This is a genomic window from Sphingobacterium sp. UBA7038, from assembly GCF_002494055.1.
GTDB classification, from domain to species: Bacteria; Bacteroidota; Bacteroidia; order Sphingobacteriales; family Sphingobacteriaceae; genus Sphingobacterium; species Sphingobacterium multivorum.
Window position 1 is genome coordinate 101,593 of record NZ_DLAV01000005.1, and the last position, 22,508, is coordinate 124,100.

Genomic DNA, 22,508 nt, shown 5'->3' on the forward strand with positions numbered 1-22,508 from the left:
TGTATTATTGCACATAATAATTAGTATTCAGGAAATGAGATTCATTGTATCAACATCAATTTTATTAAAGCAGTTACAAGCTATCAATGGTGCATCCAGTACAAGTACTGTTTTGCCAATCTTGGAAAACTTTCTTTTTGAAATAAAAGACAATAACTTGACTATTTCTGCTACGGATCTGCAAACAAGTATGGTTACTTCTTTACAGATCGAAGCAAAGGAAGAGGGAAGAGTAGCCATGCCGTCGAAGATATTGATCGAGACATTAAAAACTTTGCCAGATCAACCAGTAGCATTTTCAGTAGACATGAACACCTTGGCTATTGAGATCAGTGCCGGTGATGGGAAATATAAATTGAGTGGAGAGAATGCTGACGATTTTCCTAAAATTCCTTCAATAGATAATGGTTCAGTCATTCAGATGCCAGCGCCTATTTTGTCTGAAGCAATCAGTAAGACGATCTTTGCTGTCAGTAATGACGAGTTGAGACCTGCTATGTCTGGTGTTTTGGTCCAATTAGCTGAAAAGAATGTGACTTTTGTCTCTACTGATGCGCACAAGTTAGTGCGTTATTCAAGAACGGATATCGGAGCGGAGAAACCCGCATCCCTTATTTTACCGAAAAAAGCACTTTCTTTACTTAAATCGTCATTGCCATCCGATGATATTACAGTATCTATTGAATATAATCAAACCAATGCATTCTTTAGTTTTGGTAATATCAATTTGATCTGTCGGTTGATTGATGAGCGTTATCCAGATTATGCTGCTGTAATTCCTCAAGTCAATCCAAATAAGTTGACTGTCGATAGACTATTGTTTTTAAATACATTGAGACGGGTGGTGATTTTCGCTAATAAAACCACACATCAGGTTCGCCTGAAGATCTCGGGTAGTGAATTGCATATCTCTGCAGAAGATCTTGATTTCTCGAATGAAGCGCATGAACGTTTATCCTGTCAATTTGAAGGCGATGATATGGAAATTGGTTTCAACGCTAAATTCTTGGTCGAGATGTTAAATAACTTGGAAAGTGAAGAAGTTGTTTTGGAGATGAGTACGCCAAATCGTGCTGGTTTATTGATTCCGGCTGTATCTGAAGATCATGAAGATATTTTGATGTTGGTGATGCCGGTTATGTTAAACAACGCTTAATCGTCTTTTCGCTTTGGAAATAGTTACGCATCTTATTGACTTTATTCTCCATATCGATAAACATTTGGTTGAAATAGTCAATGATTATCAGACTTGGACATACCTTATTCTGTTTCTCATCATTTTTGTAGAAACTGGAGTGGTTGTAATGCCTTTTTTACCAGGAGATTCGTTGTTGTTTGCTGCAGGTATGCTTGCCGCACAACCGAATGATCTTAACGTATGGTTGATGATTCTCATTTTATTGATCGCCGCAGTTTCTGGAGATTCCTTAAATTATGCTATCGGTAAACATTTTGGTATGCGCCTTACAAGATTTAAGCTCTTTGGTAAACAGGTTGTCAAAGACGAGCAAATTGCCAAAACACATTCTTTTTATGAGAAATATGGCAGTAAAACAATTGTTATCGCTCGCTTTGTACCAATCGTACGGACCTTGGCGCCTTTTGTTGGTGGTATTGGAAGGATGAATTATGGTACTTTCATTACCTATAATGTCGTAGGTGCCGTCTTGTGGGTGGGAGGTATAACCCTAGCAGGATACTTTTTAGGAAATATCCCTATTATAAGAGATAACTTCTCGAAGGTCGTATTGATTATTATTTTTATATCCATATTGCCAATAATCTTCGAGCTTGTAAAAGAAAAGATAAAAACTAAAAAGGGAATCCAATAAGATTCCCTTTTTTTATAGATCAAAAAAATGGAATTCATTTCACAGCTTATTGATTTTATCCTGCATATCGATCAGCATCTATTGCAACTGATCAATAGTTATGAAAATTGGACTTATCTGATTTTGTTTTTAATCATTTTTGCGGAGACAGGATTTGTTGTTACCCCATTCCTCCCTGGTGACTCCGTTTTATTTGCCTTGGGAGCAATCATTGCCCGTCCGGATTGTCAGCTTTCCTTACCATTATTTATAGTCATTCTTATTTTTGCCGCTATCTTCGGTGATTTTGTGAATTATGAAATTGGCAAATATTTTGGAGTTCGGGTTTTTAAGCCTGGATCAAGGTTATTTAAACCGGCTTATCTGCAAAAAACGCAAGATTTCTATGCTAAGCATGGAACAAGGACTATTGTATATGCCCGATTCGTACCGATTATAAGGACTTTTGCACCATTTGTGGCAGGCATTGGCCGTATGCCCTATACAACCTTCGGGAAATATAATATACTTGGGGGCATATTATGGGTTTCATTATTTATTTTGGCTGGCTATTATTTTGGACAAATACCATTTTTTAAGCATAATTTTTCCCTTGTTATTTTGGCGGTTATCTTTATTAGCTTAATACCCATGCTTATACAGTTTTTTTCGCAGACAAAAACAAAAAAAGATTAAACGTTACATACTAAATGCAGTCTTTTAAGGTTAAAGGATTGGTACGAAATATCCCTATCAAAAAGTACAAACATTGCCTATAAACAAGAGGTTAGACTCTATAAAAGCGAAGGGGAGACGATAGTTTGGATATCTCGTCAGCTCACTCAAGAAGATATTATTTACGTATGAACTATTTGGTTTTAGCATTTACCCTGCTTTTTACACAGTCTATTTTTGCCCAACGTATCGTTGTCGATCATCATCAGGCGACCGAGGCCTATGAATTACTGAACAAAATCCGTACGAATCCAGAACGGTATAAGAAAGAGCTGAAGCTCTTCAACTTGCAGAAGATTAAACGGACCAAACTCAATTGGAATAAGGAGTTGGCGGAGGTTGCAGTTTATCGGGCAAAAGATATGGCCAAGCACTCCTATTTTGACCATGTTTCACCTGAGGGGTATGGACCAAATTATTTCATTGACGAAGCCGGATATCAACTTAACCCAACATGGCTGTCCAAACGAAATGCAAACAATTTTGAGTCTATTGCGGCCAACCGATCTAGTGCTACCGCTGGCATTAAGGCTCTAATTATTGGAAAGGAAGCTCCGGGTTATCATCATCGCACACATTTACTGGGCATGGATCAGTGGAATGCTTCGCTATACGATGTCGGAATTGGTTACGTCGAGTGTAAAGGTGCCAAACCTTATGAAAGTTATTTAGTTGTTATCATAGCCAAGCACGACTGGTAGATAAATGAAAGGTAATTTGGGGAGTATCAGCAATTAATCGACGCAGGGTATTCAATTTTTACTGAAAAGTCATACCTTTGCATATGATAAAATCCATGACAGGATATGGCACGGCTTCCGCTGATAACGGTAAAGTTAAATATAGTGTCGAAATAAAGTCCTTAAATTCAAAATTCCTTGAATTAAATCTTCGCTTGCCCAAAGTTGTTTCGGACAAAGAATTGACCCTGCGCACTGAGAGCAGTAAACTTATTGAGCGTGGTAAAGTGAACATTAATGTTACGGTTGAATACACGGATCAAACGGCGAAGGCATCTTCTATTAATGCTGATTTACTCAAAAAATATTACAGTCAATTGCAGCAGATCGCTTTGGAACTTAACGATACCAATGTCAATCTGTTTGAACTGGCGTTAAATATGCCTGAGGTAATTACCAATAATGATGATTCCGTTGATGACGAAGAATCCAAAGTATTGATGGATGCTTTCTATGATGCGGTCAAACGTTTTACTACATTTCGTGAAGACGAGGGTAATGTGCTTGCTGGAGATTTAAAGAAGCGCGCGGAGCTTATTTTAACTTACCTTGGAGAAGTAGAGGCCTTAGAAGTAGAACGTATTCCTTTGATCAGACAGCGTATTGAACAATTTTTAAATGATACGGTGGGTAAAGATAATGTGGATCAGAACCGATTTGAACAGGAGTTGGTTTACTACATTGACAAATTGGATGTGACCGAAGAAAAAGTCCGATTGCGCGCCCATTGCAATTACTTTTTAAAGGCATTTGATTCTGCGGATTCAAACGGGAAAAAATTGGGATTTATTTCACAAGAAATGGGGCGGGAGATCAATACCTTAGGTTCCAAAGCTAACCATGCCGGCATTCAACAGATCGTGGTCAGAATGAAAGAAGAATTGGAAAAAATAAAAGAGCAATTGCTCAACGTATTATAAGAATGAGCGGTAAATTAATTATATTCTCGGCACCATCGGGAGCTGGAAAAACGACAATAGTAAGAGATCTTTTAAGTAAACACGGTGATAAGATTGAATTTTCCATTTCAGCAAGTACACGTGATCCAAGAGGGCAGGAGGTAAATGGAAAGGACTACTATTTTATGTCGAAAGAAGAATTTTTGCATAAGGTAGCAAAACAGGAGTTTATCGAATTTGAGGAAGTATATTCAGGGACTTTCTATGGTACTTTGCGTTCAGAAATTGAGCGTATTTGGAAAGAAGGTAAACATGTTATTTTTGATATCGACGTTGTCGGTGGATTACGTTTGAAATCAAAATTCCCAGAACAGGCAATTTCTATTTTCGTACAACCGCCATCATTGGAGGTGCTTAAGGAGCGTTTGACAGGACGTGGAACGGATTCGGAAGAAAAGCTGAAAGAGCGTTTTGCGAAAGCAGAATTGGAACTTACCTATGCCAATAAATTTGATGTCATATTGAACAATTTTGATTTAGCTACAGCATGTGCCGATGCGGAAGAAATTGTCATGGGATTTATCAATAAATAAGTTCATGCGAAAGATTGGTTTGTTTTTTGGTTCTTTTAATCCGGTGCATATAGGGCATTTGATTATAGCTAACTATATGGCCAATTTTACTGGACTTGACGAAGTTTGGTTTGTGGTCTCTCCACAGAATCCATTTAAAAAGAAGTCCACCTTAGCAGACCCTTATGACCGTTTGGAAATGCTAAATCTGGCTTTGGAAGACTGTGATCATTTGAAAGTAAGTGACATTGAATTCCATTTGCCAATACCATCGTATACCATCGATACCTTAACGCATCTTAGCGAGAAATATCCAAACCGGGAATTTGTGCTACTTATGGGACAAGACAATTTGGAATCGCTGGAAAAGTGGAAGAATGCGGATATTATCTTGCGTGATTACCAGATTTATGTTTATCCTAGACCAGGGTTCGATAATGAAAAATTTAAAGATCATCCCGCTATCACGATGACCGACACCCCACTAATGGAATTATCCTCTACCTTTTTGCGAAATGCAATCAAGGAAAACAAGAATATTCAATTCTTTACACCTAAAAAGGTGATTGAATTTATTGATAAGAAAGGTTTATATTCTTGATATAAATGGAAGTAAATGAAGCATAATATCCCCGGGTTTTATTAAATCCGGGGATTTTTGTTTGTAGGTATCTCAAGAAAATATTAAGGAATAATTTTTGCAGGAATAATATTTCACTTTTAAGCTCAGATAAGACGATCTTTAATGAATAATTAAAATAGCCTGGAAATAAAAGCAATCATTCGTGAGAACCTGTTTTTTTACCTATCAGGCTTGTTTAGTTAGCGGTATGAGTCTCAAGTTTAATTCTGGGCTTTTTGGGGAGGTTTATGATAGAGAAAAATATATTAATTCGTATGCTATGAGAAAAATCGTTTTATTGTTTATGTGTTTCGTGTATTGGGGGACCGGTTTGGCACAGACGGATAGTGCGGATGACAATAGTCTTTTTATGGATCCTGCTGCTATTGAGCTGCGGAGCAAAATGACCATACCGCCTTACGGTTTGGACAAAGTAAAAGCATTAATTTCAACAATAATCCCCGAAGAAGATAAGGAAACAACAGATGCGGGAATAAATGCGATTTCAGCCGTTGATTTTAAAAAGCTAACGCTGCGTGAAAAGTTCACCTATACCATGATTCATGCCGAGCTATATGCGCAAAATTGTGCTATACCCGAGTACCAGACACAGATCGACAAAAAAATATTTGCTACATTATTGGACGGCTTTAATGAATCCTCTTGGTCGCAAAGACAGACTGATTTTTTGCAGGAAAATAGGGATTCGGTGATGAAGCTTATTCAGGAATCTGTTGTCCGGAGCAAACGGATGGGGGTAAATTATAAGCATGCCATAGTGGAGATTAATGGCTGGCAGATGATCCCTTTTATTGTTGATTATGCCAAGAAAACACCAAAGGATAAAGATGCATTGACGTTGCTGTTATTACTGATGAAACGTGGTGAATACAGTGAATTTATAAAATCCAGTTCATTTAAAAAGTTGTATGGAGAGGACAGTAATTATAATTCGTATCTAAATTACAACAAAGAAAATGAGGCGCTGATCTTTAGTCGGGCGCTTAAATATTACGATGAGAAAAAAAGCAAGTAGTGCAGTTGGATTTTTAGTATTCGAAACGTCAAATTTGTATTATAACAAACGGCAAGGAGAATGAGGAAATTACTCTATTTGATAGGATTGATTGTTTTACATCTCCAATGTGAAGCCCAAGCTGGAAACTATATCCAAATTCCAGCTGGAGACTATCATTTGGGCGATACAGCAAGCTTAGATAATCCCAAAAGAACAGTGCATATCGAATCGTTCTGGATCTCGAAATTTGAGCTGACGAATGCCGAATTTGAAAAATTCGTTCAGGCAACGGGTTACAAGACATTAGCAGAACGCTACCATAATGCCATGGTCTTTGAGCCTGGCCTGGCGGAGTTTCGCTGGTTGCAGGATAGTACGGCCTATTGGCGCTTTCCGAATGGTGTAATTCGTGGCGGAATTGCGGCCAAGATGGATCACCCAGTTACCTGTATCTCTTATAAAGATGTGCTGGCCTATTGTACATGGGCAAATTGTAGATTGCCATCTTTTGATGAGTGGGAGGTGGCAGCTAGAGCCGGAAACGAAGGCTATTATTTTGAAGGTTTCAGTAAAGAGAATATGGGCGATTATGCAAATGTATGGCATGGTAGAGATCATTTGAAAGCTGATTATTCCGATGGTTATCTCTATACTTCTCCGGTCGGAAAATTCAAACCCAATCCATGGGGACTTTATGATATCTTTGGTAATGTATTTGAATTTTGCACCGGAAAGCTCGAAAGAGATGGCGACCGCTCTATTGCACATGCCCGTGGAGGGTCCTGGTGGTGTAGTAAAAATAGCTGTGCCGCTTTTAATACCGTATATATAGGTTCAGTTAGTCCCAATGCATCTTTTAGTAATCTGGGATTTAGAATTGTAAAAAAAGCCTTTACTCCTGAGAATAAAGACTTTTAAAACAAACTCATCGTAAAGATTGACTTTTATCTTCCCATCCAGCCACCATCGACTGTTAGGATGGTTCCATGAACATAATCGGAAGCTTTTGAAGCGAGGAATACAGCTGGCCCCTTAAAATCTTCTGGAGTTCCCCAGCGTCCTGCAGGTATACGGTCCAAAATGGACTTTGAGCGTTCGGGATCGTCTCTCAGAGCCTCGGTATTATCCGTGGCGATATACCCCGGAGCAAACCCGTTTACGTTGACACCTTTGGAAGCCCACTCATTTGCAAAAGCCTTTACCATGGATCCTACGGCACCTTTTGAAGCGGCATATCCTGGAACATTGATGCCACCTTGGAAAGTTAATAAAGATGCTGTAAATACGATTTTTCCAGTTCCACGTGAAATCATGTCCTTTCCAATCTCGCGCGTCAATATAAACTGTGCATTTTGATTGATTTCGATGATTTCATCCCAGTATTCATCAGGATGCTCAGCGGCAGGTTTTCGAAGTATATTTCCGGCATTATTAAAAAGGATATCAATCGCAGGATGCGCTGATTTTACCTTTTCAATAAACGCGTAAAGCGCTGTCCGTTTGGCGAAATCACACTGGTAGGCATAGAAATTTCTGCCTAATGCTTTTACGGATTTTTCTACTGCGGAGCCTTCAATTTCCAATGACGCCGAAACGCCTATAATATCTGCCCCAGCTTCAGCCAATGCTTCGGCAATTGCCTTGCCAATTCCCCTTTTGCAGCCTGTTACCAAGGCTACTTTCCCACTTAAGTCAAAAGATTGCAGTATGGACATTATTTTGAATATTTTATTGTTAATGGTTGATCTAAATTGTTTTTGAATGTTTTTACATAAGACTGCCATTGCTCAAAATTCCCTATTTTGCCAGCTTTATTGAACGCAGCACCCGCAAAATAAACTAAGGGTTTATCATTTTTGACGGTGGTTGCCAGTAAAAATTGTTTTGGGCTATCTTTGAACACATACTTTACTTTTGGTAAAATAACGGCTGTTCCTGTAATTTTATCTCCTTCTGCAGGCTCCCAATAGGCTAAAATGCCATTCTTTACATCATTTAGAATTTGAGGTTTTTCCTCTTTTCTTTTAGCGATCCCCACAACAATTGGCGTAGCGGCAGCGGTTGTGTTTTTGATGGAATAGCTTATCTTGTTCAATTGACTCCCAGCGTCTAAAGAAACTGTTTTTTCGACTTGTAGCTGTTGACCCTTTACATTTTCCGGTTCATAAATAAGTTTGAATGTGGATCGTAGCGGACCATTGTCCAAGACCTCGTATTGACGATAATGCTTATGGTAAACGACCTGTTCGTCAATAAATGGCGTTGCATCGCCGACACCTAAGGTTTGTCCGACGGAATAATAATCTAATCCTTTGCCATGATCGGCATGATAGTCCCCAGTTTTATACCATTCGTCAACAATAAGATCATTGCTACGTTTTGCCCAGAAGTCAAAACCTTGTGCATCCTCAGAGCTGCCTTCTAAAGCTTTTCCATAGGCTCTAAACGCTGCAATATCGTTTTCCCATGCAAAGTCATCTTTGCGTTCAGGGACGTATCTTGCATAAGTCTTTGGGGTGACAGTTGCGGGTTTATTTCCATTAACCCCAAAGGTTGTTGAGCTTCTAGGAGCAACGGTTATTTGAATCAAAATATTTTGTGCCGTCGGTTTTCCTAGTTTTTCAAGCTGATAGGCCAGTTCCTTTTTATCCTTGTCCACAATAGTAAATACACTGTTTTTTAATGCGAAGTGTTTTTCAAATGTAGTATAAGGGATACTGATCAACTCTGTTCTTGCGCTAGCGGAAGAGTTGTTTACAGTAATGGTTTTGTTGTTCTGCGCAAAAGCAAGTGTTGAAAGCCCTAGCGCTAAACTCAATACGAGTGTTTTTTTCATATTACTTCAATTCTGTGATGGCACATTTGTCCATATCATCATAATCTAAATTTTCACCTGCCATTCCCCATATAAATGTATAATTGGACGTTCCAGCTCCTGAGTGAATTGACCATGGCGGTGAAATTACAGCCTGATCGTTGTGTATCCAAATATGGCGGGTTTCATCGATAGGTCCCATAAAATGTGATACAGCCTGACCTTCAGGTAATTCAAAGTAGAAATAGACTTCCATACGACGATCGTGGGTGTGGGATGGCATTGTATTCCATACAGATCCGGGTTTTAACTCAGTCATGCCCATCTGTAATTGGCAGGTTTGTACCACTTTGTTCAATAACATCTGGTTGATCGTACGGTGGTTGGCAGTTTCCAATGAACCCAATTCTAGTTTATTCGCATCTTCTTTCGTTACCTTTTTAGTTGGATAGCTGCAATGTGCAGGTGTAGAGTTTAAATAGAATTTTGCTGGTTTTGCAGCATCCTGGCTTGAAAAATAAACTTCCTGAGCACCTTGACCGATATAAAGGGCTTCTTTGGTATTGAGATCATAAATAATGCCGTCAACTTCGACTTGACCGTTCCCACCGACATTGATAATACCCAACTCTCTTCTAGAAAGGAAGTAAGGTTCTTTTAATAATGCGGGAATGGTGTCTAATTTGATTTTTGAGCTTACAGGCATTGCTCCACCGGCCATATAGCGATCGTAGTGGGTATAGACAAAATTAATTTTGTCTGCTTCAAAAACTGTTTCAATTAGAAAATTCTCCCTTAATCCTTGTGTATCTAAAGTTTTGTATTCCTTTGGCCCTATTGCATAGCGGGATTCAAAATTAATGCTCATAACTGAATTATTATTTTTGTTTGAATGCTAAATTTAGGGCTAATATTTGTCAATTGCGATACAATCTTACGCAAACGATGTCGTAGTGATCGGTTGGTTTTCCGAAAGCGGTAGCAACTTTAAGATAATCGACATGGCTATTATCACTGCAATATACTTTGACCAAATTCTACCTAATAACAATTTTTAACCAATTTTTAAACAGTAATCAGTCAGTATTCCTTCAGTGCTCACTGAATGATCACTGAACAAGCACTGAACGAGCACTGAACAAGCACTGTCAAAACATCGAATTTGGTCACCATCTGATCCTCATTTGATGCGCCCAAATCTCATCGCTCTTTTCCGACTTCCATGTGTTCGTTTGAACCGCTGTTTTCCACAGTTGCTTTTACTGTTTGGCGTCCTAATGTGCGGCCTTTGCAGATAATAATTACCTGTTGTGTCAATATTATTTACATCTCGGTTTCAGATTTACTAACTTCGTGTATGGTAAAGAAGAAATTCCCATATTCTAAACGCATAAACACGGACCGAGAGGACTGGGGGTCCCTTATGACCATCTAAAAAGCAAATTATTTACATATGAAACCCAATATTTTAGTTGTTAACGATGACGGTATTACAGCGCCAGGTATTAAGGTGCTGTTGGAAGAGATGCAGAAAATCGGAAATGTAGTTGTCGTTGCTCCTGATTCGGCACAATCTGGAATGGGGCATGCCATTACACTTGGTAGGCCACTACGTTTGGATAAAATCAATTTATATGAAGGGGTTGAAATGTACCAGTGTTCAGGAACGCCAGTAGATTGTGTAAAACTTGCTGTAAATAAAGTTTTTAAAGGGCAAAAGCCCGATATATGTGTATCGGGGATCAATCATGGGCTCAACAATTCAATCAATGTTTTATATTCCGGTACGATGTCTGCTGCGGTAGAGGGGGCCATTGAAGGGATTCCTTCTGTGGGGTTTTCGCTTGATAATTTTTCTCACGATGCGGATTTTAGCTATTGCAGACCCTACGTGATTTCTATTGCCGAGCAGGTGCTGGCTAACGGTCTCCCTAAAAATACATTGCTGAATGTTAATTTTCCCCAAACAGCAGGTTTTAAAGGTATTAAAATTTGCCGACAGGCAGGAGGACATTGGGTAGAAGAATTTGATGAACGTATTGATCCACACAATCGTGATTATTATTGGACAACGGGTAAATTTGTCTTGCAGGACAGAGGAGAAGATACCGATAGTTTTGCATTGGTCAATGGTTATGTATCTGTCGTTCCGACACAGTTCGATATGACGGCACATCACGCCATTCCAGAATTGAATTCATGGAGCTTTGATCATTTGGGAAATACAAGGGGAGGCGATAAACGTGAAAAATAATAGCTGGATCGGATTGGGTATCGGTACTGTATCTCCAGTATTGGCTTATATTTTAGTACGTTTTACGGATCTTGAACTTCATTTTTTACCCGAGAAGCCTATGGCCATCTACACTATAGCTGTATTGGTTAATTTAGTGCTTTTACGTTTTGCGTATCGATCGGGGAAAGATCACCTGGGAAAAGGAATTATTGCAAGTACTTTTTTGGCTATGATACTATACCTGATCACGCATAGAATTACAGTTTGATTAAAATTCATAAACCCCATCTGACCGACGGGAAAAATTTTGTACAACATGAAATTAACATTAGGATTTTCTCCATGTCCAAACGATACATTTATTTTTGATGCATTGATTCATCATAAGATAGATACCAAAGGACTGGATTTTGAGGTGGAATATCAAGATGTGGAGACCTTGAACCTGAAAGCTTTTCAAGGCGATCTTGACATTACCAAGCTGAGCTATCATGCCTTTGCCTACGCTGTTGAAGATTATGAGTTGCTCGATGCAGGGAGTGCTTTAGGATTTGGTGTAGGGCCTATGCTGATTACGAAGGATCCGAAATTAGCAAAATTGCTGCAGCAAAAATTAGATCGGGCCGAAAGTTTAGATGGGTTTGATCAATTGAAAGTAGGGTATCCAGGGAAATATACCACGGCTAATTTTTTGTTAAGCCTGGCATTCCCCGAATTAAAAAATAAAGTAGAACTTGTTTTTTCGGATATTGAAGGAGCTTTACTGGATGGATCCATCGACTTAGGGTTGATTATTCATGAAAATAGGTTCACCTATGCCGAAAAAGGACTGCATAAGGTGGTGGATCTGGGTGAGTATTGGGAGAAGACGACAAAATTTCCGATTCCTCTTGGAGGAATTGTCGTAAAACGTAGTCTGCCACAAGAAGTGAAGGAGACGTTGAATACGATTTTGAAAGAAAGTGTAGAATTTGCATTTGCCAATCCGAAATCTGGGCTTGAATTCATTCGTGCACATGCACAGGAAATGAGTGAAGAGGTGATGTACAAGCATATTGAACTTTATGTCAATAAATATTCAGTAGCATTGGGGCTTGAAGGACGTGATGCAATTACGAAGATGTTTGAAAAGGCAAAGGAACTGGGATTCATTCCGCATTCAGACCGTAAGTTGTTTTTATCATAAATTGACTGTCGGTTTAAAGCTCATATTGCTCAGAAAAACTTCACGTCAAGATAGCGTAAAAGGGGATAAATAGGTAGAGGATTCTTGCAGGCTGTAAGGAACTGACGTTTTCAATAAAAATAACGTAAAAAAAATGGATGTAAGCTGTTAGATATCATATCTAATAACTAAATTTGCCCGATTAGTGTCAAATTGTCTGCAATTTTACTTTGGAGTCATTATTGTACAAAATCTTAAGTTGAGATAGAAAAAAAATTATGTTAAAGTTTTTAAGTAAATTATTTGGAAGTAAATCCGAGAGAGATATCAAGGGAATTCAGCCTGTGGTAGACCAAATCAAAGCTGAATATGAGAAGCTTTCAAATCTAACCAATGACGAGTTACGTGCCAAGACCGTTGATTTCAAAGAAAGAATTAAAAATTACCTAGCCGATATTGACCAAGAAATTGACACGCTTAAAAAAGAAGCGGATCAAGACGAGGACGATATGGCAAAGAAAACTTCTATTTACGAGCAAGTGGACAAATTGTCCAAAGACCGTGACAAGAAGTTGGAAGAGGTATTGAAGGATATTTTGCCGGAGGCATTTGCCGTGGTAAAAGAAACTTCAAGACGTTTGACAGAAAACGAAGAATTAGAAGTTACTGCCAACGATTTTGACAGAGAATTGGCTGTTTACAAATCAAACGTTATCATCAATGGTGATAAGGCGATTTGGAAAAACAAATGGATGGCTGCAGGTACTGAGGTCACTTGGAACATGGTACACTATGATGTCCAATTAATCGGTGGTATTGTATTGCACAGTGGTAAAATTGCCGAGATGGCAACCGGTGAGGGTAAAACGTTGGTAGGAACATTACCGACCTATCTAAATGCTCTTTCTGGTCAAGGCGTACACATTGTAACGGTGAATGATTACCTTGCTCGTCGTGACTCGGAGTGGAATGCTCCGTTATTTGAGTTCCATGGGCTATCTGTTGACTGTATCGATAAACATCAGCCAAATTCCCCGCAACGTCGTAAAGCTTATCAATCGGATATCGTATATGGTACGAATAACGAGTTTGGTTTCGATTATCTACGTGATAATATGGTTCAGACTCCGGACGCATTGGTGCAAGGAAAATTACACTTTGCCATGGTCGATGAGGTTGACTCTGTATTGATTGATGATGCCCGTACACCATTGATTATTTCAGGTCCGATTCCTCGTGGCGATGAACACGAATTCTACCAATTAAAACCACGTATCGAGCGTTTGGTGCATGTACAGAAAGCGTACATCAATACCGTCTTGAATGATGCTAAAAAAGCGCTGGCGGCAGGTGATTCTGACGTTGAAGGCGGCGGTTTGGCATTATTAAGAGCGTACAGAGGTTTGCCTAAAAATAAAGCATTAATCAAGTTCTTAAGCGAAGGCGCTAATCGTTCGATCTTACAAAAAGTAGAAAACTACTATATGCAAGAGCAAAATAAAAATATGCCTAAAGTAGATGCAGAACTTTATTTTGTGATTGATGAAAAGAACAACCAAGTAGAATTGACAGAAAAAGGTATCGAGTTGATTACAGCAACAGGCGAAGATCCTTCATTCTTTATTTTACCGGATGTTGGTACTGAGATTGCCGAAATTGAAAAGTCTTCGTTGACTTTGGAAGAAAAGGCAGCTCAGAAAGAAGATATGTTGCGCGATTATTCGATTAAAGCAGAGCGTATCCACTCGATCAACCAGTTGTTAAAAGCATATACCTTGTTTGAAAATGATGTTGAATATATCGTTGATGAAGGTAAAGTGAAAATTGTCGATGAGCAAACAGGTCGTATCATGGATGGCCGTCGTTACTCAGATGGTTTGCACCAGGCGATCGAAGCAAAGGAGAATGTGAAAGTAGAAGATGCGACACAAACTTACGCAACGATTACATTGCAAAATTACTTCCGCATGTACCACAAACTTTCGGGTATGACGGGTACAGCGTCGACAGAGGCCGGTGAGCTTTGGGAAATTTACAAATTGGATGTGGTAGAAATTCCGACAAATCGTGGAATCCAACGTGATGATCGTCAAGATTTGATCTATCGTACGGCCCGTGAAAAATACAATGCTGTAGCTGAAGAAATCCAACGATTGACAGAGCAGGGACGGCCAGTATTGGTCGGTACCACATCGGTTGAAATTTCGGAGTTATTGAGCCGTATGCTTCAATTACGTAAGATCAAGCATAACGTATTAAATGCGAAGTTACACCAAAAAGAAGCTGATATCGTCGCTGAAGCTGGACGCCCAGGACAAGTAACCATCGCGACGAATATGGCTGGTCGTGGTACGGATATTAAATTGACCGAAGAAGTTAAAAAAGCTGGTGGTCTTGCCATTATCGGTACCGAAAGACACGAATCTCGTCGTGTTGACCGTCAGTTACGTGGTCGTGCCGGTCGTCAGGGAGATCCAGGTTCTTCGCAATTCTTCGTTTCTTTGGAAGATAACTTGATGCGCTTATTCGCTTCAGAGAGAATCTCTAACATCATGGTGAAAATGGGTGTTGAAGAGGGCGAGGTGATGCAACATAGTATGTTGACCAAATCCATCGAACGCGCACAGCGTAAAGTGGAGGAGAATAACTTCGGTATCCGTAAACGTCTATTGGAATACGATGATGTAATGAACTCCCAACGTACCGTAATTTATTCGAAACGTAAAAATGCTTTGTTTGGAGAACGTTTAGACGTGGATTTGAACAACATGATTTTTGATGTTGCAGAAGAAATTGTCGTTGAAGCAAAAGAGCAAGGTAATTACGAAGATTTCCAAATCGAAGTAATCCGTATTTTTGCGATCACACCAGAAATTACAGCAGAAGAATTTGCACAGGGTAAAGTTGAAGGCTTGACTGATCGTCTTTTTGAGCATGCAATTAACGCTTACCACCATAAAATTGAGGCCGTTGGTGCTTTGACAGTTCCTGTATTGAATAATGTGTATGCGGAAAGAGGTCAGATCGTCGAAAATGTCGTTATTCCATTTACGGATGGTATCCGTGGCATTCAAGTTTCGGCGAATTTGAAAAAAGCCATCGAAAGCAACGGTAAAGAAGTTTTCAAATCTTTTGAAAAAGGAATCGTATTGGCATTAATCGATGAGGCTTGGAAAGAGCACCTGCGTGAAATGGATGATTTGAAACAATCGGTTCAAAATGCTGTTTATGAACAAAAGGATCCGATTATCATTTATAAAATGGAGGCATTTGATTTGTTTAAATCGATGTTGGCTTCAATGAATAAGGATGTCGTTAGCTTTATTTTCAAAGGAGAGATCCCTGGTCAAGAACCGACTTCTATGCAAGCGAGACAAGTACAGCAGGCTCCAGTAAAAACGATTGAAACGAAAGCTGAATTGGCTTCGCCTACAGGTGTGAGTGAGGAGGATGTGAATGAAGGTCCAAAAGAACCTGTTCGTAACGAGAATACTGTTGGACGCAATGACGAATGTCCTTGTGGTTCAGGAAAAAAATATAAAAATTGCCACGGCGCAAATAACTAATCGATAAGAAAGGTTAAACTATGCTGAAGAGAGGATTGATTTTCATACATGCACTTGTGTTGTTTGCGCTAGTTCAGGTAAACGCACAAGAAAAAGGTGGAGTAATTGTAACCAAAGATTCATTGATTACACAGCTTCAAAATTTCAGGGCAGCTATGGGGATCAATCCTGTCGAAAGCAAAGCGACAGTAGTTCCTGCTAAACCCATCGTCCGCTCAGCGGCGACGCGGGTCAAAGTAAGGGGATTCCGTGTACAGATCTTTGCTGGATCGAATCGGAATCAGGCATTTTCGGAGCAGACACGTTTCCGAAGTATGTATAAAGATATTGATACTTATATCACCTATGATGAACCCAATTATCGCGTCAAGGTAGGTGATTTTAGAAGTCGCTCTGAAGCAAATGCCTTCATGCGCGAGTTACGTCAATATTTTAGCAACGTCTTTGTTTTTTCAGAGAACGTTTTTGTATATCAATAAATCAATCAACCTTATGGCAAGTACGAAAGAAAAAGTCCTGGCCTTAGCTCATCAATATTTTGAAGATACGGTTTCCAACCGTAGACATCTTCATCAGAATCCTGAACTTTCCTTCGAAGAATACAATACCTCGGCATTTGTAAAAAAGCAATTGGATGAATTGGGAATTCCTTATGAGGCTAAAGCTGATACGGGGATTGTCGCTTTAATCAAAGGTGACCTACCCTCAGATGAAGTTATCGCGTTGCGCGCAGATATGGATGCTTTACCAATTCAAGAAGTGGAGGGGCGTTCATATGGTTCCAACACCCCAGGAGTGATGCATGCCTGTGGCCATGATGTACATACCTCCTCACTTTTGGGGACAGCTAAAATATTGAATAGCCTAAAAGCCGAATTTGGAGGAACGATCAAATTGATCTTCCAGCCTGGCGAAGAGCGCTTGCCAGGAGGAGCTTCCTTAATGATCAAAGAGGGCGCTTTGCAGAATCCTGCCCCCTCAGCCATAATAGGTCAGCATGTGATGCCCCTTATTGAGGTAGGCAAGGTTGGTTTCCGTGAGGGAAAATATATGGCTTCCTGCGATGAACTGTTTATGACAGTCAAAGGCAGGGGCGGGCATGGTGCGCACCCGCATCAAAATATTGATCCAATTGTTATTACAGCACAGATCATTACCGCTTTGCAGCAGATTGCTAGTCGTTTTGCAGATCCACGTACACCGACTGTGCTATCTTTTGGAAAGATTATGGCCAACGGAGCTACAAATATTATTCCTGACCAGGTTTATCTGGAAGGTACATTTCGCACATTTGATGAGGAGTGGCGTGCTGAAGCACATGCGCGCATGGTAAAGATTGCTGTGAGCATTGCTGAAAGTATGGGAGCGACTTGTGAATTTGAAGTCCGTAAGGGCTATCCTTTTCTAATCAATGAGCCCCAATTGACTAAAAGTGCACGGACATTTGCAGAAGAGTATCTCGGTAAGGAAAATGTGGTAGACTTAGATCTATGGCCTGCCGCGGAGGATTTTTCCTATTATTCACAAGAAATTAATGCTTGTTTCTATCGTTTGGGTACAGGTAATGCAGCACGTGGTATCTCTTCAGCTGTCCATACGCCGACCTTTGACGTGGATGAGACTTCTTTGGAGATTAGTACGGGGTTGATGGCATACATTACCTTGCGTAGGCTCGGTTATTAAATTATATATGTCATCTCATCACATTGTTCGAGAGAATCAGGAACCTGCATTACTGATTGAAGACCTTTTCCTCATCGACGAAGAGGGCTTGGGGCAGCTGCTGGAATGGAGCCCCACAATTGTCATTGAGGCGGAAACCATCGATTTATTGGATGCGCGTGGTTATAAGTTCGATATCGTTTTTACAAAAAAATCCATTAACGATTCACAGGAAAATTTAAAGATCATTTCCTATGATAATGATTTTCTAAAGACGGCTATAGAATACCTGATAGCACATCAATACAAAGCGGTGAATATCCTGACTGATCAGCTTGATGTGGCTTATTACCAGCCCTATCTGGAGCAGATTAATATTGTGCTTATCTCTAAAGGAGTTCGCTATTGTTTTGTGACAACAGGCTTCACCAAATGGAAGCCTACAGGGGAAAGAATCCGAATTGAGGGGCTTGATGCTGATGAAAAAAACACGCACGAAGGCTTGATTAAGATCAATGACAACGAATACGAAATGGAAAAAGACGGCTTATTTGTCCTTAAATTTTCCCATATAAAATACATTTTAATAGGAGAAAAGATTGCATGATAACAATAGAATTGGCAGAACAAAGCGATATCAGAAGCATTTCAAATATGGCGCATAGTATTTGGCCTGTTACTTATGGAGAGATACTTTCACAAGATCAAATTGACTTTATGCTCGAAAAAAGCTATACCGTTGAGGGACTTGCAGAAAGTATGGTTAATGGCCAATTTTTTTATGTCTTGAAAGAAGATGGTATCGGTCAGGGATTTATTGCCTTGCGAACTCTTGAGGATCGTGTACGTATTGAAAAGCTCTATTTGATGCCCAATGTGCAAGGAAAAGGCTTCGGAAAGGCGCTGATAGACTTCGCTTCAGAAAAAACCATCTTAAAGGGTAAAGGGATTCTTGAATTGAACGTAAATAGAAATAACCCTGCTTACCATTTCTATTTGAAGCAGGGCTTTGAGATCATTGAAACGATTGATATTCCTTATTATGATTATGTTCTAAACGATTATGTCATGCAAAAAGAAGTAAAAGCTTAGGCCTGTCGCCTAATCTTTTAGTTTTTCGACCCGTGAAGGTGTTTGTTTGCCTGTTACAATTCCGGAGGTGCCTATGGCGATCGCTTCTATACTGGAAATGATATTCTGAACATTCAATGTAGACACTTCATCTTTTACGGTATGGTAATATTCATCCTTATCCATTTGGGATGTTGAAAATGAATGCGCAGGCACACCTTTGGCTGCCAATACCGCATTATCGCTTCGATAAAAGAGATTTTGTTTGGTATATGGATCAGGATAGAATCGGAAATTTGTATTTTTTAAATTTTCCTGCATTAATTCACCAAGATTCGACTGATCGTATCCTGTAATATACACTGTATTGGGACCGAATTTGGAATCTTTTCCGATCATTTCCATATTGATCATAGCGACTACCTGGTCAGCATTGATGTGGTTGGAAAAATATTTTGAGCCATACATGCCCAGTTCTTCTGCCGTAAAAGCGACGAAAATAAGGGTCCTTTCATTATTATTTTGTTTTTTGTAGTAATCTGCCAGGGTTAACATTGCGGTCACACCTGAGGCATCGTCATCGGCGCCATTGGCAATAGAATCTTGGCCTACTGCCTGAAGGATGCCAATATGATCGTAATGTCCCGAAAAGATAACGTATTCGTTCGGTTTACTTTTCCCGGGGATTATTCCTGCCACGTTAAACAAGGGGAAATTTTGAAGCTTCCGTTCAATATGAATTTGAAAAGTTTGGGGTTTCTCCGCTGTTAAAAGGTAGACAATTGATGGTTTTTGTTTGGAGGGGTCCTCTATAAATTTAGGAGAGTTGAGCATTTGACCAAAACGCACAAAATAGCTTTCAAAGGAGGGGTCTACCAATACAAGTGTATTTTCTTTGGCTAGAGAATGTTCTCTAAATACTTTCGCAAAATCATCGCCCGATTTTATTTCGACGATGTTAAGGCTACTTCGATTATCCCACTGTAAATCAACGTGGTTTCCAAGTGAAATAACATGGTCAGCTGGGATCAGCTGCTTATTGATGGTTGCGGATTTGCTTACCGGAGAGATTTTATCCAATTGGAATGTTTGCCTGTAATTTTGTTCTGCGTAGGGGCTAAGGCCTATTCTCTTCATTTCGGCAGCGATAAAATCTGCAGCTGGTTCGATGTCTTTTGTCAAAGCCGATCTCCCACGCATATCGTCAGCGGCTAGGGTATTGAGTATGCGGCTCACATCTTGGCGTTCCTGCTCGGAAATAACTTGCTGTCCATAGCTTACTGCCGAGAGTGCAAGTAAAGATATAGACAGTATAATTTTAGGTATTGAATTCATATAAAGCTTAGTAAAGTCTGGGTGAAGATAAGGAAAATTCTACAAGCGAATTGTGCAGACAATAAACTTCCTAAAATGATCCATTTCAAATGATCCGATGACAGGCAAAACCCATCTAAGATTTCTAATGCCATTAATACACTAAAGATTGAGGCTATTCTTAGCAACATCGACTGATTTTGAGCATCCAGGAAAGCGAACACTTTCGGAAAAAATGTAGTATATTTGACTATTAAATTGTTTGAAAATGAAAGAAGTATCTGTACAAGAATTAAAGAATAAAATCGATAACAACGAAGATTTTCAGTTGATAGACGTTCGTGAATCCTTTGAGTATGAAGTATCCAATTTAAATGGATTGAATATTCCACTTTCAGGTATACTGATTGAAGCTGATAAGATTGCGAAAGATAAACCTGTTATCGTACAATGCCGTTCTGGAAAACGTTCTGCACAGGCGATTATGTTATTGGAACAACAGGGTTTTGACAATCTTGCAAATTTAAAAGGCGGAATTTTAGCTTGGAAAGAGGAAATCGATCCAGAGTTAGACGTTTATTGAGATGAAAAATTTGGAGCATCAGACTAAGCAAGCTTTCTTGTTTAGTCTTGCTTTTTATAGCGTAGCTATTTTAGCGCGATTATTTAACCTTGGTATATTCCCCATATTAGGTAGCCTTTCCATTCTATTGTCTCTCCTATGGGTAATATTGGTTCTACGGGAAATCATGCTTTCGAGGACAATTTCTAACACAGAAAGGATGCTGATGGCTTTGACGATTGTTTTATTAAACATTGTTGGTGGAGCATTCTATTTCTTTGGCGGATGGAGACAGCGGGTATTGGGATTAATAAAAAAGTGATATGTTAAAGTATTTTTTTCTAAATATAGTGTTGAGTTTGGCTATTGTATTTTTAGTTTACAGTGGTTTTGAAGGGTATAAGGCCGGCAACATGCTGGTAACGGGATTATCCATCGCCTTTTTGGTGGTTTTGATCTATCTCCGTGTTGTTTTAAGCAAACGGGTTCGATCACTTATTCAGCAAAAAGAAAGCGGTAAACAACAACCTACTACAAAACAAAAGAAGAAGTAATAAAAAAAGCCTGCNNGCAGGCTTTTTTTATTACTTCACAAATGGTGGTTTTGTTACTTTTGCTTTTATTTTTTGATTACGGATCAGAATGAAGATCTCGGTGCCGTCTTTTGAAAAGGCTGTGTCCACATAACCTAAACCGATTGATTTTTTCAATGTTGGTGATTGCGTACCTGAAGTCACACGTCCAATTACATTTCCATCAGCATCAACAATTTCGTAATCATGACGAGGAATGCCTCTGTCAATCATTTCGAAACCAACGAGCTTTTTCTTTAGACCAGCTTCTTTTTCCGCTTTAAGCGCCGCAGAATTCACAAAGTCTTTTGTAAACTTCGTTACCCAGCCTAAACCGCCTTCTAAAGGAGAGGTATTATCGTCGATGTCATTTCCGTATAGGCAGAAACCCATTTCTAGACGTAAAGTATCACGGGCACCTAAACCAATTGGTTTGATTCCATAAGCTTTACCGGCTTCGAAAATAGCATCCCATACTTTTTGGGCATCTTCATTGGCCACATAGATTTCAAAACCTCCAGCTCCCGTATATCCTGTTGCAGAAACCAACACATTCTCTACGCCCGCAAATGTACCTTTTGCAAAGGTATAGTATTCCATTGGGGCTAATTCGATGTCGGTAAGCGATTGAAGTGCATCTGCAGCCTTAGGACCTTGTACCGCGAATAAGGAGGTTTGATCAGAGATATTCTTCATCTCCACACCGGCTGTATTGTATTTGGAGATCCAGTTCCAGTCTTTCTCAATATTTGACGCATTCACAACCAAAAAATATGTCTTATCGTCTATACGGTATGTTAGGAAGTCATCAACTACACCGCCAGTTTCATTGGGGATATAAGCATATTGAACTTTGCCATCGTATAATTTTGACACATCATTGGAAGAGATTTTTTGAAGTAGATCCAGGGCTTTTTCCCCTTTTAGGATGAATTCACCCATGTGGCTTACATCAAAAACTCCTACACCTGTGCGAACTGTTTCGTGCTCATCATTGATGCCTGTGTATTGTACGGGCATGTTGAAGCCTGCAAAGGGAACCATTTTTGCTCCTAAAGCAATGTGCGTCTCCGAAAGGGCAGTATTTTTTAACATAAAAATTAAGTTTTAATCAGCTACAAATTTAATAAAATATACGTGATTCCTCA

25 protein-coding genes are annotated in these 22,508 nt (G+C 39.5%); 20 read left to right on the forward strand and 5 right to left on the reverse strand.

Annotated features, from left to right (window positions below):
- Window positions 1–34 precede the first annotated feature (34 nt).
- The 9 genes from dnaN (at window position 35) to B3H30_RS01550 (ending at window position 7,315) form a co-directional block, all read left to right on the forward strand.
- Entirely contained in the window at window positions 35–1,156 is a 1,122-nt protein-coding gene (dnaN, locus tag B3H30_RS01510; RefSeq protein WP_046672565.1) for a DNA polymerase III subunit beta, read from the forward strand.
- A 13-nt stretch (window positions 1,157–1,169) separates the two neighbouring features.
- Window positions 1,170–1,832: a DedA family protein gene (locus B3H30_RS01515; protein ID WP_083295820.1), complete on the forward strand. Its 663-nt coding sequence runs from the start codon at window positions 1,170–1,172 to the stop codon at window positions 1,830–1,832.
- 27 nt (window positions 1,833–1,859) lie between these two features.
- Window positions 1,860–2,507 (forward strand): DedA family protein, encoded by a 648-nt coding sequence (locus tag B3H30_RS01520; protein WP_070562625.1) that lies wholly within the window; start codon window positions 1,860–1,862, stop codon window positions 2,505–2,507.
- 167 nt (window positions 2,508–2,674) lie between these two features.
- Window positions 2,675–3,247 carry a CAP domain-containing protein gene (locus B3H30_RS01525; RefSeq protein WP_286831859.1) on the forward strand — a complete coding sequence of 191 codons (573 nt, stop codon included), beginning with the start codon at window positions 2,675–2,677 and terminating at the stop codon, window positions 3,245–3,247.
- Window positions 3,248–3,330: 83 nt separating this feature from the next.
- Complete coding sequence (locus tag B3H30_RS01530; RefSeq protein WP_286833050.1) at window positions 3,331–4,206, forward strand: YicC/YloC family endoribonuclease; 876 nt, start codon at window positions 3,331–3,333, stop codon at window positions 4,204–4,206.
- Between the two features lie 2 nt (window positions 4,207–4,208).
- The gene (gene gmk / locus B3H30_RS01535) at window positions 4,209–4,778 is read left to right on the forward strand and encodes a guanylate kinase (protein ID WP_070562620.1); all 570 of its coding nucleotides are present in this window, start codon (window positions 4,209–4,211) and stop codon (window positions 4,776–4,778) included.
- A 4-nt stretch (window positions 4,779–4,782) separates the two neighbouring features.
- Window positions 4,783–5,358, forward strand: a complete 576-nt coding sequence (nadD, locus tag B3H30_RS01540) for a nicotinate (nicotinamide) nucleotide adenylyltransferase (RefSeq protein WP_070562618.1) — start codon at window positions 4,783–4,785, stop codon at window positions 5,356–5,358.
- A gap of 301 nt (window positions 5,359–5,659) precedes the next feature.
- Complete coding sequence (locus B3H30_RS01545; RefSeq protein ID WP_286831858.1) at window positions 5,660–6,415, forward strand: hypothetical protein; 756 nt, start codon at window positions 5,660–5,662, stop codon at window positions 6,413–6,415.
- 60 nt (window positions 6,416–6,475) lie between these two features.
- Entirely contained in the window at window positions 6,476–7,315 is an 840-nt protein-coding gene (locus B3H30_RS01550) for a formylglycine-generating enzyme family protein (protein ID WP_286831857.1), read from the forward strand.
- 26 nt (window positions 7,316–7,341) lie between these two features.
- Here the strand turns inward: B3H30_RS01550 and B3H30_RS01555 are convergent, their stop codons facing one another.
- The 3 genes from B3H30_RS01555 to kduI are packed head-to-tail and all read right to left on the reverse strand — an operon-like array spanning window position 7,342 to window position 10,080.
- Window positions 7,342–8,106 (reverse strand): SDR family oxidoreductase, encoded by a 765-nt coding sequence (locus B3H30_RS01555; protein ID WP_172462444.1) that lies wholly within the window; start codon window positions 8,104–8,106, stop codon window positions 7,342–7,344.
- A 5-nt stretch (window positions 8,107–8,111) separates the two neighbouring features.
- Window positions 8,112–9,233: a DUF4861 family protein gene (locus B3H30_RS01560; protein ID WP_286754199.1), complete on the reverse strand. Its 1,122-nt coding sequence runs from the start codon at window positions 9,231–9,233 to the stop codon at window positions 8,112–8,114.
- 1 nt (window position 9,234) lies between these two features.
- Window positions 9,235–10,080, reverse strand: a complete 846-nt coding sequence (gene kduI, locus B3H30_RS01565; RefSeq protein ID WP_070562607.1) for a 5-dehydro-4-deoxy-D-glucuronate isomerase — start codon at window positions 10,078–10,080, stop codon at window positions 9,235–9,237.
- Between the two features lie 585 nt (window positions 10,081–10,665).
- On the opposite strand from kduI, the gene surE reads away from it, so the two are divergent.
- The 8 genes from surE to B3H30_RS01605 all read left to right on the forward strand — a co-directional run bounded on the left by surE (window position 10,666) and on the right by B3H30_RS01605 (window position 18,933).
- The gene (gene surE, locus B3H30_RS01570; protein ID WP_286768122.1) at window positions 10,666–11,466 is read left to right on the forward strand and encodes a 5'/3'-nucleotidase SurE; all 801 of its coding nucleotides are present in this window, start codon (window positions 10,666–10,668) and stop codon (window positions 11,464–11,466) included.
- A complete protein-coding gene (locus tag B3H30_RS01575) occupies window positions 11,456–11,716 on the forward strand; it encodes a hypothetical protein (RefSeq protein ID WP_046672577.1) in 261 nt (86 codons plus the stop codon). The genes surE and B3H30_RS01575 overlap by 11 nt, the downstream gene beginning before the upstream one ends.
- A 48-nt stretch (window positions 11,717–11,764) precedes the next feature.
- A complete protein-coding gene (locus tag B3H30_RS01580; protein WP_286833052.1) occupies window positions 11,765–12,634 on the forward strand; it encodes a menaquinone biosynthesis family protein in 870 nt (289 codons plus the stop codon).
- Between the two features lie 257 nt (window positions 12,635–12,891).
- Window positions 12,892–16,179, forward strand: coding sequence for a preprotein translocase subunit SecA (secA, locus tag B3H30_RS01585; protein WP_286779522.1), 3,288 nt, complete (start codon window positions 12,892–12,894; stop codon window positions 16,177–16,179).
- 20 nt (window positions 16,180–16,199) lie between these two features.
- Window positions 16,200–16,658, forward strand: coding sequence for an SPOR domain-containing protein (locus B3H30_RS01590; RefSeq protein WP_046672580.1), 459 nt, complete (start codon window positions 16,200–16,202; stop codon window positions 16,656–16,658).
- A 13-nt stretch (window positions 16,659–16,671) separates the two neighbouring features.
- Window positions 16,672–17,862: a M20 metallopeptidase family protein gene (locus tag B3H30_RS01595; RefSeq protein ID WP_070562832.1), complete on the forward strand. Its 1,191-nt coding sequence runs from the start codon at window positions 16,672–16,674 to the stop codon at window positions 17,860–17,862.
- Between the two features lie 7 nt (window positions 17,863–17,869).
- Complete coding sequence (locus B3H30_RS01600; RefSeq protein ID WP_070562597.1) at window positions 17,870–18,448, forward strand: hypothetical protein; 579 nt, start codon at window positions 17,870–17,872, stop codon at window positions 18,446–18,448.
- Entirely contained in the window at window positions 18,445–18,933 is a 489-nt protein-coding gene (locus tag B3H30_RS01605) for a GNAT family N-acetyltransferase (protein WP_070562594.1), read from the forward strand. Before B3H30_RS01600 ends, B3H30_RS01605 begins: the two co-directional genes overlap by 4 nt.
- Before the next feature lie 9 nt (window positions 18,934–18,942).
- Here the strand turns inward: B3H30_RS01605 and B3H30_RS01610 are convergent, their stop codons facing one another.
- Window positions 18,943–20,247 (reverse strand): M20/M25/M40 family metallo-hydrolase, encoded by a 1,305-nt coding sequence (locus B3H30_RS01610; protein WP_286779524.1) that lies wholly within the window; start codon window positions 20,245–20,247, stop codon window positions 18,943–18,945.
- Window positions 20,248–20,494: 247 nt separating this feature from the next.
- Between B3H30_RS01610 and B3H30_RS01615 the strand changes: the two genes are divergently transcribed.
- From B3H30_RS01615 to B3H30_RS01625, 3 genes are read left to right on the forward strand one after another with little or no spacing between them, the layout of a single operon-like run.
- Window positions 20,495–20,809 carry a rhodanese-like domain-containing protein gene (locus tag B3H30_RS01615; RefSeq protein WP_070562591.1) on the forward strand — a complete coding sequence of 105 codons (315 nt, stop codon included), beginning with the start codon at window positions 20,495–20,497 and terminating at the stop codon, window positions 20,807–20,809.
- Between the two features lies 1 nt (window position 20,810).
- On the forward strand, window positions 20,811–21,110 hold the full coding sequence (locus B3H30_RS01620) for a hypothetical protein (protein ID WP_046672585.1): 300 nt from the start codon (window positions 20,811–20,813) through the stop codon (window positions 21,108–21,110).
- A gap of 1 nt (window position 21,111) precedes the next feature.
- Window positions 21,112–21,342, forward strand: a complete 231-nt coding sequence (locus tag B3H30_RS01625; protein ID WP_046672586.1) for a DUF6358 family protein — start codon at window positions 21,112–21,114, stop codon at window positions 21,340–21,342.
- Window positions 21,343–21,372: 30 nt separating this feature from the next.
- On the opposite strand, the gene gcvT is transcribed toward B3H30_RS01625, so the two are convergent.
- Window positions 21,373–22,455, reverse strand: a complete 1,083-nt coding sequence (gene gcvT / locus B3H30_RS01630) for a glycine cleavage system aminomethyltransferase GcvT (protein ID WP_070562585.1) — start codon at window positions 22,453–22,455, stop codon at window positions 21,373–21,375.
- Between the last annotated feature and the right edge of the window lie 53 nt (window positions 22,456–22,508).